This is a genomic window from Citrobacter sp. CRE-46 (assembly GCF_059615875.1).
Map to the genome: position 1 here is coordinate 1,779,077 of NZ_CM184341.1, position 12,428 is coordinate 1,791,504.

A 12,428-nucleotide genomic window follows, 5' to 3' on the forward strand; every position below is an offset into this window, starting at 1 on the left:
TTGCGGGTTTTTATACCTGGCTATCAGGACACACTGAGGCTAAGCGCTATGCTTAACAAAGGAGTCCATAATGAAAAGTCGTTTACGCATAACTGATGATGACCGCTGGCAATCTGTTGTGGATCGTGATGCTGACGCCGACGGTCAGTTTGTTTTCGCCGTCCACACCACCGGTATTTTCTGCCGTCCGTCCTGTCGGGCGAAACATGCGCTGCGCAAAAATGTCAGTTTCTTTGCTGATGCCGAGCAGGCGCAGGCCGCCGGGTTTCGGCCCTGTAAACGCTGCCAGCCGGATAAAGACAGCGCGCAGCAGCATCGGCTGGACAAAATAGCCCACGCCTGTCAGTTGCTGGAGCAGGAGTCGCCCCTCACGCTGGATGAGCTGGCGCAGCAGGTGGCGATGAGCCCGTATCACTTGCACCGTCTGTTTAAAGCCACGACGGGCATGACCCCGAAAGCGTGGCAGCAGTCCTGGCGCGCTCGTCGTCTGCGCGATGCCCTGGCAAAAGGGGCACCAGTAACCGAGGCGATTTTGAACGCCGGATTCCCCGACAGCAGCAGTTATTACCGACAAGCGGATCAGGCGCTAGGGATGACCGCCAGGCAATTTCGCAAAGGCGGCGATAACGTTTCTGTGCGCTATACCCTGACAGATTGCGCCCTGGGTCGTTGCCTGGTGGCGGAAAGCGAACGCGGTATCTGCGCGATCTTGCTGGGTGATGATGATGCTACATTGGTTGCGGAACTGCATGAGCTGTTTCCCGCCGCTCAGGATGAAGCAGCCGATGCTGATTTCCAGCAGCATGTGTGTGAGGTCATCGCCGTGATTAATACGCGCAATACGCCACTGTCGCTGCCGCTGGATATCCGCGGGACCGCATTCCAGCTGCAGGTGTGGCAGGCGCTGCGCGCAATCCCATGTGGTAAGACGGTTAGTTACCAGCAGTTAGCCAGCGCCATCGGTAAACCGAAAGCGGTGCGCGCGGTGGCCAGCGCCTGCGGAGCCAACAAACTGGCGATTGTCATCCCGTGTCACCGGGTGATCCGTAATGATGGTGCGCTTTCGGGCTACCGCTGGGGTATTGCGCGCAAGGCGCAGTTACTGCAACGAGAAATCTCTGGGGAGGAAACGTAATGCTTGATCTCTTTGCGGATGAGAAACCGTGGCAGGAACCGCTGGCATCCGGCGCGGTAATTTTGCGGCGTTTTGCCTTTGAGTCCGCACCGTCTTTGCTGCAGGCGATCGCGACTGTCGCCCGACAGTCGCCGTTTCGCCAGATGGTGACGCCCGGCGGTTACACGATGTCGGTGGCGATGACCAACTGTGGTCATTTGGGCTGGACGACGGATCAACATGGCTACCTTTATTCTCCGTTTGACCCGCTTTCCGGTGCGCCATGGCCGCCGATGCCGGATGCTTTCGCTGCGCTGTGCCAGCAGGCGGCTACGGCGGCGGGCTATGCCGATTTTCAACCCGATGCCTGCCTTATTAACCGCTACACGCCAGGGGCGAAATTGTCATTACATCAGGATAAAGACGAACCTGACCTGCGGGCGCCTATCGTTTCTGTCTCGCTGGGGTTACCGGCCATCTTTCAGTTTGGCGGTTTGCGCCGTAATGACCCTTTAAAACGTTTACTGCTGGAGCATGGCGATGTCGTGGTATGGGGTGGGAACTCACGGCTGTTTTATCATGGGATCCAGCCGCTTAAGACAGGGTATCATCCGTTAACCGGTGACTGTCGTTACAATCTGACGTTTCGCCAGGCTGGTAAAAAAGAATAAAAATAAGAATTATTATTGCTGTCGGCAAAGAGATGTTTAAACTGCGGGCTGTTATTACTTGTCCGGGTTGTTTGCATGGAACTTTTACTTCTTGTCTGGCGGCAGTATCGCTGGCCATTTATCAGCGTCATGGCGCTCAGCCTCGCCAGCGCTGCGTTGGGAATTGGGCTGATTGCGTTTATTAACCAGCGCCTGATTGAAACGGTCGACACCACGTTGATGGTGCTGCCGGAGTTTCTTGGCCTGCTGCTGCTGTTGATGGTTGTCACCCTCGGCTCACAGCTGGCGTTAACCACGCTGGGACACCACTTTGTTTACCGCCTGCGTAGTGAATTTATCAAGCGTATTCTGGACACCCACGTCGAGCGTATCGAACAGCTTGGCAGCGCCTCGTTGCTGGCCGGTTTAACCAGCGATATCCGCAACATCACCATCGCTTTTGTTCGTCTGCCTGAGCTGGTGCAGGGGATTATCCTGACTATTGGGTCGGCGGCGTATCTGGCGATGCTATCAACCAAAATGCTGCTGGTGACGGCAATCTGGATGGCAATCACCATCTGGGGCGGGTTTGTGCTGGTCGCGCGGGTATATAAACATATGGCGACCCTGCGCGAAACAGAAGACAAATTGTACAACGATTACCAGACGGTGCTGGAAGGGCGCAAAGAGTTGACGCTCAACCGCGAGCGCGCCGAGCATATCTTTAATCAATTATACGTCCCGGACGCTAAAGAATATCGTCACCATATTATCCGTGCCGATACCTTCCACCTCAGCGCGGTGAACTGGTCGAACATTATGATGCTGGGCGCCATTGGCCTGGTGTTCTGGATGGCTAACAGTCTGGGCTGGGCGGATACCGCCGTGGCGGCGACCTATTCGCTGACGCTGTTATTCCTGCGTACGCCGCTGCTCTCCGCCGTTGGCGCACTGCCGACGCTGCTCACCGCACAGGTCGCTTTTAACAAGCTGAATAAATTCTCACTGGCGCCCTTTAAGGCCGAATTCCCGCGACCAACCGCGTTTCCGGACTGGCAAACGCTGGAGCTGCGTAACGTGGTATTCCACTATCAGGATAATGCGTTCTCTGTCGGACCGGTAAATCTGACTATTCGTCGCGGGGAACTGATCTTCCTGATTGGCGGCAATGGTAGCGGGAAATCCACACTGGCTATGTTACTCACCGGGTTGTATCAACCGCAGTCAGGCGAGATCCTGCTCGACGGCAAAGCGGTTGCTGTCGAAAAACCAGAGGACTATCGCCAGCTGTTCTCCGCCGTGTTTACCGACGTCTGGTTGTTCGACAAACTGCTCGGTCCGGAAGGTAAAGAGGCCGATCCGGCGCTGGTGGCGAAGTGGCTGGAACATCTGAAGATGGGTCACAAGCTTGAGCTGAACGATGGGCGTATTCTTAATCTCAAGCTGTCGAAAGGGCAGAAAAAACGCGTAGCGCTGCTGCTGGCGTTGGCGGAAGAGCGTGACATTATTCTGCTGGATGAATGGGCTGCCGATCAGGACCCGCACTTCCGCCGTGAGTTCTATCAGGTGTTATTGCCGCTGATGCAGGAAATGGGTAAAACCATCTTCGCTATTAGCCATGACGATCATTATTTTATTCACGCCGATCGTCTGTTGGAGATGCGTAACGGACAGTTAAGTGAATTAGTGGGCGATGAGCGTGACGCCGCCTCGCGAGATGCCGTCGCTCGTACTGCGTAATCCCTGTAACCGCCGGTTTTTTAGCCGCCCGGCGGTTGCGTTTATTGTTATTTACATAAATCGGCATCATGATTAATGATATTTCATATCATGGATTTATGATTAATGTCCGCATTCAACAAAAACAGCGCCAGACTGCGTGATGAAGAGCGCGCGCGCCTCATCTGGCTGCTGACCACAGATAAAGCCATTATTTCCACGCTGTTGGGCAAGCTTACCCTGGCTGAGCAATATGACGTCGGTACCTTAGCCGACGATATTGCTGAGGTAGGGGCGCTGGTGGCGCACCTGCCGCCGCCCGATCTGGCCGATACCCTCGAAGCATTACCTTCTGAAGAGCGCCACGCCCTGTGGCGGCTGGTCCAAAATGAAAAACGCGGTAACGTCCTGCTTGAGGCGTCAGAAAACGTCTGGGACGATCTGATTGATGAGATGAGCGACCGCGAGCTGCTGGATGCCCTGCAATATCTCGACATCGATGAACAGATTTATCTGGTCCAGCATTTGCCGCGTAATCTCACAGGCCGTCTGCTGGCAACGTTACCCGCAGAGGAGCGGGCGCGCGTGCGCCAGGTATTGCACTACGAGAAGAATCGCGTCGGTGCGATTATGGAGTTCGAAGTCATCACCGTGCGCCCGGACGTGACGCTGGAAGTGGTGCAGCGCTATTTACGGCGGCTGGGCAGGATGCCGGAGAACACCGATAAACTTTTCGTGACCGATCGCAATAAGGTGCTGGTCGGCGAACTGACACTAACCTGTATCCTGCTCAATGATGTGCAGCGTAAAGTCAGCGAGGTGATGGAAGATGACCCACTCACCTTTTCCCCGGAAGACATAGCCGAAAACGCCGCGCGTACGTTCGAACGTGACAACCTGGTCAGTGCCGCGGTGGTTGATCCTGCCGGTAAGTTGATGGGCCGTTTGACCATTGATGAGATCGTTGATGTGGTATACGAAGAGACCGATACCGATCTGCGTCGAATGGGGGGCTTGAGCGCCGAAGAGGATGTGTTTGCTCCTGTTACCAAAGCGGTAAAAACCCGCTGGGCATGGTTGGCCATTAATCTCTGTACCGCCTTTATCGCCTCGCGGGTCATTGATGGCTTTGAACATACGATCTCGCAACTGGTGGCGCTGGCCTCGCTGATGCCGATTGTGGCAGGGATCGGCGGCAATACCGGAAATCAAACTATTACCATGATTGTTCGCGCGTTGGCGCTACAAAATATTCAGCCGGGAAACCTGACATTTTTGATCCTGCGCGAGATGGGCGTGGCGCTGGTAAATGGCCTCGTCTGGGGTGGGATTATGGGCGGCATTACCTGGTGGCTGTACGATGATATGGCGCTCGGCGGCGTGATGACCTTGGCGATGATGCTTAATCTGCTGATGGCGGCGTTGATGGGGGTGATTATTCCCATGACGATGGTGAAGCTTGGGCGCGACCCGGCGGTCGGCTCAAGCGTCATGATTACGGCCATCACCGATACCGGCGGTTTCTTTATTTTTCTCGGTCTGGCAACGCTATTTCTGATGTAGCCGCGCGTTTACGTCTGACGATGCGCGGCAGGATGAGCATCGTCATCACCCCGGCAACCACGCCAATCGCCAGGTTGCCGGTAGCGACCGTTGCGCCGACGGTTATCAGCATGACCAGCGTTTCAGTAACGGGGATTTTCGTCAGTGTCGCGGGCTGGATACTCTGCCAGCTGAAGGTTTTCACCGCCACAATCACCATAATTCCCGCCAGCACCGACATGGGTATTTTCGCCATGACTTCGCTCAACGCGGTGACTAGCAGCAGCAACACCAGCCCTGCGGCAATCGTCGAAACGCGGCTGCGTCCTTTGCCCATCTCGACGTTAACGATGGTTTGACCAATCATCGCGCACCCGGCAATGCCGCCATAAAATCCGGCCAGAATATTGGCTATCCCCAGTCCAGTGCTCTCTCGATTCTTGTTCGACGGTGTCACCGTCAGATCATCCACCAGACGGGCGGTTAACAGCGACTCCATTAAACCGACAAAAGCGATGCTCAGCGCACAGGGCCAGATAATGACCAATGTTTGCAGGTTGAGCGGCACTAACAACTGCGTTAACCCCGGAAGGCTACCGCTCATTGAACCTTCACCACCGACGGTTGGTAACAGTTGCCCACTGCTTACAGTAAATATCGTCAGCAGCACAATGGCGATAAGCGGCGCGGGGATTGTTTTAATCAATCGCGGAACCCACAGCACAATCAGCAGCGTCAGGATAAACAGTCCCCAGATTAGCGGACTTTTCCCCCAGAAATGCGGGACCTGGGCAAAGAAAATCAAAATGCCCAGGGCGTTGACAAAGCCGGTCATGACGGCTGTAGGAATGAATCGCATCAGACGCGCCATCCCTGATACGCCAAACAGGATCTGAATCATCCCAGCCAGCACCACCGCTGGCAGAATGTACTGCACGCCATGTTGATGCACCATCGGACCAATCACCAGCGCAACCGACCCTGCCGCGGCGGTAACCATTGCCGGACGGCCACCTAAAAAAGACATTGCCAGGCACAACACGACGGAAGCTATCAGGCTGACTTTAGGATCGACGCCCGCAATAACGGAAAAAGAGATCACTTCCGGGATCAGCGCCAGGGCGGTTACCACCCCCGCCAGCGTTTCTCGTACCAACAGGCGGGGTTGTCGCAGTACGGCGCGTGTGCCCTGTTCCGTCACCGCAGGGGAGGAGTGTGTTGCAGACATAGTAACTCTCAGGTCAGAAAGGGCCTGATAACAGCAGACCGACAGGCATCCGTGCGTGAATAGCAAAGCGCAGCATAGTACGCGTCTGGCGGGCAGGTTTCCAGAAGTGATTGTCAATAAGCGTATAAATTATCAACGTATTAATAACATTTTTAAAATTAAAATATAATTTATAAACAATATTTAATTATTTTTACTTAAGTGTTACCGTTGGTGCCGCTCGATTTTCACCTGCATTAAAAGCAAAAAGCGATACTAAAAGTAAGGCATTAACATTATGAAAAAAGTGACTGCCATGCTCTTCACCATGGCTGTAGGGCTGAATGTTGTCTCGATGGCGGCAAAAGCGAAAGCGGCGGAAGAGCAGGAAACGGATGTACTGTTGATTGGCGGCGGTATCATGAGCGCCACGCTGGGAACCTATTTACAAGAGCTGGAGCCACAATGGTCAATGACCATGGTCGAGCGACTGGATGGCGTTGCTCAGGAAAGTTCGAACGGCTGGAACAACGCCGGAACCGGCCACTCCGCACTGATGGAGCTGAACTACACGCCTAAAAAGGCCGACGGTAGCATCAGCATTGAAAAGGCAGTCGAAATCAACGAAGCCTTCCAGATTTCCCGTCAGTTTTGGGCTTATCAGGTTAATAATGGCGTGATGCATGAACCGCGCTCATTTATCACTACCGTCCCGCATATGAGTTTTGTCTGGGGCGACGAGAACGTGAATTTCCTGCGCGCCCGTTACACCGCACTGCAGCAGAGCACCTTATTCCGTGGTATGCGTTATTCCGAAGATCACGCGCAGATTAAAGAGTGGGCGCCGCTGGTTATGGAAGGTCGCGATCCGAAACAGAAAGTCGCGGCAACGCGCACCGAGATTGGTACTGACGTTAACTATGGTGAAATCACGCGCCAACTGATTGCCTCGTTGCAGAAGAAGCCCAACTTTGCGCTGCAGCTCAGTACTGAGGTGCGTGGCTTTAAGCGTAATGCGGACAATAGCTGGACCGTTACGGTCGCCGATCTGAAAAACAACGAAGCGGAACATGATATCAAGGCGAAGTTTGTCTTTATCGGTGCCGGTGGCGCTGCGCTGAAGCTGTTGCAGGAAACCGACATTCCAGAAGCGAAAGGCTATGCCGGATTCCCGGTTGGCGGCCAGTTCCTGGTGGCGGAAAACCCGGACGTAGTGAATCGCCACCTGGCGAAAGTGTATGGTCAGGCCTCTGTGGGCGCGCCGCCGATGTCGGTACCGCACATCGATACCCGTATCCTGGATGGCAAGCGTGTCGTGCTGTTTGGGCCATTCGCGACATTCTCCACCAAGTTCCTGAAAAACGGTTCATTGTGGGATCTGCTCAGCTCGACCACGACGTCGAACTTTATGCCGATGGTCAACGTAGGTCTGGATAACTTCGATTTGGTGAAATATCTGGTAAGTCAGGTGATGTTGAGCGATGACGACCGTTTTGCCGCACTGCAAGAATACTATCCGCAGGCGAAAAAAGAGGACTGGCGTCTATGGCAGGCGGGGCAGCGTGTGCAGATCATTAAAAGTGATGCAGAAAAGGGCGGCGTGCTACGTCTGGGAACTGAAGTGGTCAGCGATAAAGAAGGTACGATTGCTGCACTGCTGGGCGCTTCGCCTGGTGCATCAACCGCGGCGCCGATCATGCTGCATCTGATGGAAAAAGTGTTTAAAGATAAAGTCGCCAGCCCCGAGTGGCAGGCGAAGCTGAAAACGATTATTCCGTCTTATGGTACTAAGCTGAACGGAAACGTTGAGGCAACTGAACAAGAGCTGCAATACACCAGCGAAGTTCTGGGTCTGAAATACGACAAGCCGCAGGTTGCCGATGAAGCGCCAAAACCGCAGTTGAAACCTCAGGCTCAACCGCAGCCTGAGCAGAAAGCTGTGGCGGATATCGCGCTGTAAATAAAATGCCGGATAAGCGCAGCGCTTATCCGGCCTGGTTCACGCGTCTGTAGGCCGGATAAGGCGGAACGCCGCCATCCGGCACATTCTCACTTAGCGCGCGACTGCGTCCTGAATCTTCTCTTCCGCTTTCCAGATACGGTATTTCACTTCCACGTTTTCCGGGGTGTAGACCACAATCGGCAACTTGCTGTTGTAGCGCAGCATACCGTCATCACCCAGATACGCGGTAATAAATTTCTTCTCTTTTTTACCGTCCGGGCAGGCCATCATGGTTGAAACCGGAGAGGTGACTTTGTCGAAAACGTAGTAGTCGTATCCCCAACCTTCCAGCGTTTTGCTATCCAGTTCTCCGCCCAGGCGATGTTGGTTGCAGTCGACCTCCAGCGTCTGGCCGATCAATAGTTCTACTTTCAGGGTAGATTCATCTTTCTCAGGGGGAAGCTGGATTACCTGGCGCTTCATACCCTTTTCCGCTTTAGGATAAGGGGCGACCTTTTCCAGCGGCTGAGCACCGGTATCGTTACTGCCAGCCCAGGCAGAGGTGCTGGCAAAGGCGGCGAAAAGCACGGCAGGGACAATTGTCTTCATCTTATTGTTCACAGTGTTTCCTTTCTTCTGTCTTATGAACGAGTCTGGGGCAGGTTAACATATTTGCATTATCTATTAATCTGGATTTACTTATATTTTCAGTGAGTATTTGAGTATTGTCGGTTATGTGTAGCGATATATTCTAAGATTTATCTTAATTTTAAGATTATTCTCTTTGTAATGTTTTCGTTGTATAATTTATTATATAACTCATTGAAACGTGAGCAAAAGCGCATTTTTTCCCGTCAACTCAACACTCTTTTGATCCGGCAACAGCATTTACCCCGATCGGGGTATGCTCCTCTTACACATCCTGAAATATCTTACGACTAAAAATAACTACTCATAAATAGTGCAGTTTTTTATGTCGTTCAACCCGCCGGGGGAGAGCGTCATTATGGAAGGACAATGTCATGGTTGATTTATCCCGTCGAGGCATGTTGACAGGCAGTTGGCGTAACGCCAACGCAGGGATCCGTCCGCCGTGGAGCAAGGAAGACTCTCACTTTCTGGCCCATTGCCTTCGTTGTGACGCCTGCATCCAGGCGTGTGAAACCGACATCCTGCAGCGAGGCCAGGGTGGTTATCCGAGCGTAAATTTCAAACACGGCGAGTGCAGCTTTTGTTATGCCTGCGCAGAGGCCTGTCCCGAATCACTTTTTCTTCCGCGCCACACCAGGGCATGGGATCTGAATTTTACGATCGGGGAAAACTGTCTCGCACACCAGTCAGTTGAGTGTCATCGCTGTCAGGATAGCTGTGAACCCATGGCCATAACCTTTCGCCCCATGCTGTCCGGTATTTATCAGCCACAGCTCGACAATCAGGCCTGTAACGGATGCGGCGCGTGTGTCGCGATTTGCCCGGTATCAGCCATTAATGCGGAGTACAACCATGGACAGTAACTGGCAGGTCTGCAGCCTGGTCGTTCAGGCCAAAAGTCAGCATATCAATGATATCGCCACGCAGTTGCGTTCGTTTCCGGGTTGCGAAGTTGCACTTAGCGATGTGGAAAGCGGCCAGCTCATTGTGGTGGTGGAAGCAGAGCAAAGTGAAACGCTAATGAAAACTATTGAGTCAGTGCGCAACGTTGCGGGCGTGCTGGCGGTGTCGCTGGTTTATCACCAGCAGGATGAGCAAGGTGAGGAAACACCATGAAACTCAGTCGTCGTAGCTTTATGAAAGCTAACGCCGTTGCGGCCGCTGCGGCGGCTGCCGGGTTAAGCGTGCCGGGCGTAGCCCGCGCGGTAGTCGGTCAGCAAGAAGCCATCAAATGGGACAAAGCCCCGTGCCGTTTCTGCGGAACAGGCTGTGGCGTATTGGTCGGGACGCAGCAAGGGCGTGTAGTGGCATGCCAGGGCGATCCGGATGCGCCGGTTAACCGTGGGCTTAACTGCATCAAAGGTTACTTCCTGCCGAAAATCATGTACGGAAAAGACCGTTTAACACAGCCGATGCTGCGCATGAAGGACGGGAAGTATCACAAAGAGGGTGAATTCACGCCGATTAGCTGGGAGCAGGCCTTTGACGTGATGGAAGAGAAATTCAAAACGTCCATGAAAGAAAAAGGCCCAGAGTCTATCGGCATGTTCGGCTCGGGTCAGTGGACGATTTGGGAAGGTTACGCCGCCGCCAAATTGTTTAAAGCCGGCTTCCGTTCTAATAACATCGACCCGAACGCGCGTCACTGCATGGCGTCAGCGGTGGTTGGCTTTATGCGTACCTTCGGTATGGATGAGCCGATGGGTTGTTATGACGATATTGAGCATGCCGATGCTTTCGTCTTGTGGGGCGCGAATATGGCGGAGATGCACCCGATTCTGTGGTCGCGCATCACCAACCGTCGTCTGTCCGATCCGAATGTTACCGTCGCAGTGCTCTCCACCTTCCAGCATCGTAGTTTTGAGCTGGCGGATAACGGTATGGTCTTCACGCCGCAAACCGATCTGGTGATCCTCAACTACATCGCAAACTACATCATTCAAAACAATGCGATCAACCAGGATTTCTTTAGCAAGCACGTTAACCTGCGTAAAGGGGTGACGGACATCGGCTACGGCCTGCGTCCAACTCATCCGCTGGAAAAAGCGGCGAAGAATCCAGGTTCCGATGCCTCTGAACCGATGAGCTTTGAGGATTACAAAGCCTTCGTTGCTGAGTACACGCTGGATAAAACCGCCGAAATGACCGGCGTACCGAAAGATCAACTGGAACAGTTGGCGCAGTTGTATGCCGATCCGAAGAAAAAAGTCATCTCCTACTGGACGATGGGCTTTAACCAGCATACCCGCGGCGTGTGGGCCAACAACCTGGTCTATAACCTGCACCTGCTGACCGGTAAAATTTCTCAGCCAGGCTGTGGTCCGTTCTCATTGACCGGTCAGCCTTCCGCCTGCGGTACCGCGCGTGAAGTTGGGACGTTCTCCCACCGTCTGCCTGCGGACATGGTGGTCACCAACGAAAAACACCGCGATATCTGTGAGAAGCACTGGAATATCCCATCAGGGACCATTCCGGCAAAAGTCGGGCTGCATGCCGTGGCGCAAGACCGTGCGCTGAAAGATGGCAAACTCAATGTCTACTGGACGATGTGCACCAACAACATGCAGGCCGGTCCGAACATCAACGAAGAGCGTATGCCGGGCTGGCGCGATCCGCGCAACTTCATCATCGTCTCCGATCCGTACCCGACGGTCAGCGCCCTGTCAGCCGACCTGATCCTACCGACCGCAATGTGGGTAGAGAAAGAAGGGGCTTACGGCAACGCGGAACGCCGTACTCAGTTCTGGCGTCAGCAGATTAAAGCGCCGGGTGAATCGAAATCGGATCTGTGGCAACTGGTGCAGTTTTCCCGTCGCTTCAAAACAGAAGAGGTATGGCCGGAAGAACTACTGGCGCAGAAACCGGAGCTGCGCGGCAAAACGCTGTATGACGTGCTGTTCGCCACGCCAGCCGTGACCAAATTCCCGGTAGCTGAACTGGCTGAAGATCAGCTCAACGATGAATCCCGCGAGCTGGGCTTCTATCTGCAAAAAGGGCTGTTCGAAGAGTACGCCTGGTTTGGCCGTGGCCACGGGCACGATCTCGCACCATTCGACAATTACCACAAAGCGCGCGGTTTACGCTGGCCGGTCGTTGAGGGCAAAGAGACTCAGTGGCGCTACAGCGAAGGCAACGACCCGTACGTGAAAGCGGGGGAAAGCTACAAGTTCTATGGTAAGCCGGACGGCAAAGCGGTCATCTTCGCGCTGCCATTTGAACCTGCCGCTGAAGCGCCGGATAAAGAGTATGACCTGTGGCTTTCCACTGGACGTGTGCTGGAGCACTGGCATACCGGCAGCATGACGCGTCGTGTGCCTGAACTGCACCGCGCCTTCCCGGAAGCTGTGCTGTTTATCCACCCGCTGGATGCAAAAGCGCGCGATCTGCGCCGTGGCGATAAAGTCAAAGTGGTTTCCCGCCGTGGCGAAGTTATCTCGATTGTTGAAACGCGCGGGCGTAACCGTCCGCCGCAGGGGCTGGTATACATGCCGTTCTTCGACGCCGCACAGTTGGTGAACAATCTGACGCTGGATGCGACGGATCCGCTCTCCAAAGAGACGGATTTCAAGAAGTGCGCCGTGAAACTGGCGAAGGTGTAACGCG

10 protein-coding genes are annotated in these 12,428 nt (G+C 54.1%); 8 read left to right on the plus strand and 2 right to left on the minus strand.

Annotated features, from left to right (window positions below; translation table 11 throughout):
- Nucleotides 1–70: 70 nt before the first annotated feature.
- The 4 genes from ada to mgtE all read left to right on the plus strand — a co-directional run bounded on the left by ada (nt 71) and on the right by mgtE (nt 5,046).
- Entirely contained in the window at nt 71–1,135 is a 1,065-nt protein-coding gene (gene ada / locus AC534G_RS08305; protein WP_110497368.1) for a bifunctional DNA-binding transcriptional regulator/O6-methylguanine-DNA methyltransferase Ada, read from the plus strand.
- Entirely contained in the window at nt 1,135–1,785 is a 651-nt protein-coding gene (gene alkB / locus AC534G_RS08310; RefSeq protein WP_069323413.1) for a DNA oxidative demethylase AlkB, read from the plus strand. The genes ada and alkB overlap by 1 nt, the downstream gene beginning before the upstream one ends.
- Before the next feature lie 75 nt (nt 1,786–1,860).
- Nucleotides 1,861–3,504: a multidrug ABC transporter permease/ATP-binding protein gene (locus tag AC534G_RS08315; protein WP_038642204.1), complete on the plus strand. Its 1,644-nt coding sequence runs from the start codon at nt 1,861–1,863 to the stop codon at nt 3,502–3,504.
- Between the two features lie 105 nt (nt 3,505–3,609).
- Nucleotides 3,610–5,046, plus strand: coding sequence for a magnesium transporter (gene mgtE, locus AC534G_RS08320; RefSeq protein ID WP_069323415.1), 1,437 nt, complete (start codon nt 3,610–3,612; stop codon nt 5,044–5,046).
- On the opposite strand, the gene AC534G_RS08325 is transcribed toward mgtE, so the two are convergent.
- Nucleotides 5,009–6,253, minus strand: a complete 1,245-nt coding sequence (locus AC534G_RS08325) for a SulP family inorganic anion transporter (RefSeq protein WP_110497370.1) — start codon at nt 6,251–6,253, stop codon at nt 5,009–5,011. The two genes, mgtE and AC534G_RS08325, sit on opposite strands and share 38 nt — an antisense overlap.
- 277 nt (nt 6,254–6,530) lie before the next feature.
- Here AC534G_RS08325 and mqo point away from each other — a divergent pair, with 277 nt between their 5' ends.
- A complete protein-coding gene (mqo, locus tag AC534G_RS08330; protein WP_085047851.1) occupies nt 6,531–8,192 on the plus strand; it encodes a malate dehydrogenase (quinone) in 1,662 nt (553 codons plus the stop codon).
- A gap of 93 nt (nt 8,193–8,285) precedes the next feature.
- Here the strand turns inward: mqo and eco are convergent, their stop codons facing one another.
- The gene (gene eco / locus AC534G_RS08335) at nt 8,286–8,783 is read right to left on the minus strand and encodes a serine protease inhibitor ecotin (protein ID WP_038643271.1); all 498 of its coding nucleotides are present in this window, start codon (nt 8,781–8,783) and stop codon (nt 8,286–8,288) included.
- A 413-nt stretch (nt 8,784–9,196) separates the two neighbouring features.
- Here eco and napF point away from each other — a divergent pair, with 413 nt between their 5' ends.
- The 3 genes from napF to napA are packed head-to-tail and all read left to right on the plus strand — an operon-like array spanning nt 9,197 to nt 12,424.
- On the plus strand, nt 9,197–9,688 hold the full coding sequence (gene napF / locus AC534G_RS08340; RefSeq protein WP_069323418.1) for a ferredoxin-type protein NapF: 492 nt from the start codon (nt 9,197–9,199) through the stop codon (nt 9,686–9,688).
- Nucleotides 9,678–9,941: a chaperone NapD gene (gene napD / locus AC534G_RS08345; RefSeq protein WP_038642193.1), complete on the plus strand. Its 264-nt coding sequence runs from the start codon at nt 9,678–9,680 to the stop codon at nt 9,939–9,941. Before napF ends, napD begins: the two co-directional genes overlap by 11 nt.
- Nucleotides 9,938–12,424 carry a nitrate reductase catalytic subunit NapA gene (napA, locus tag AC534G_RS08350; RefSeq protein WP_110497372.1) on the plus strand — a complete coding sequence of 829 codons (2,487 nt, stop codon included), beginning with the start codon at nt 9,938–9,940 and terminating at the stop codon, nt 12,422–12,424. The genes napD and napA overlap by 4 nt, the downstream gene beginning before the upstream one ends.
- Nucleotides 12,425–12,428: the final 4 nt, after the last annotated feature.

Excerpts from the sequence above, each read along its gene's own strand:
- napF (WP_069323418.1), top strand. The coding sequence starts at position 9,197 with ATGGTTGATTTATCCCGTCGAGGCATGTTGACAGGCAGTTGGCGTAAC.
- alkB (WP_069323413.1), top strand. The coding sequence starts at position 1,135 with ATGCTTGATCTCTTTGCGGATGAGAAACCGTGGCAGGAACCGCTGGCA.
- eco (WP_038643271.1), bottom strand. The coding sequence starts at position 8,783 with ATGAAGACAATTGTCCCTGCCGTGCTTTTCGCCGCCTTTGCCAGCACC.
- AC534G_RS08315 (WP_038642204.1), top strand. The coding sequence starts at position 1,861 with ATGGAACTTTTACTTCTTGTCTGGCGGCAGTATCGCTGGCCATTTATC.
- napD (WP_038642193.1), top strand. The coding sequence starts at position 9,678 with ATGGACAGTAACTGGCAGGTCTGCAGCCTGGTCGTTCAGGCCAAAAGT.
- mgtE (WP_069323415.1), top strand. The coding sequence starts at position 3,610 with ATGTCCGCATTCAACAAAAACAGCGCCAGACTGCGTGATGAAGAGCGC.
- napA (WP_110497372.1), top strand. The coding sequence starts at position 9,938 with ATGAAACTCAGTCGTCGTAGCTTTATGAAAGCTAACGCCGTTGCGGCC.
- mqo (WP_085047851.1), top strand. The coding sequence starts at position 6,531 with ATGAAAAAAGTGACTGCCATGCTCTTCACCATGGCTGTAGGGCTGAAT.
- ada (WP_110497368.1), top strand. The coding sequence starts at position 71 with ATGAAAAGTCGTTTACGCATAACTGATGATGACCGCTGGCAATCTGTT.
- AC534G_RS08325 (WP_110497370.1), bottom strand. The coding sequence starts at position 6,253 with ATGTCTGCAACACACTCCTCCCCTGCGGTGACGGAACAGGGCACACGC.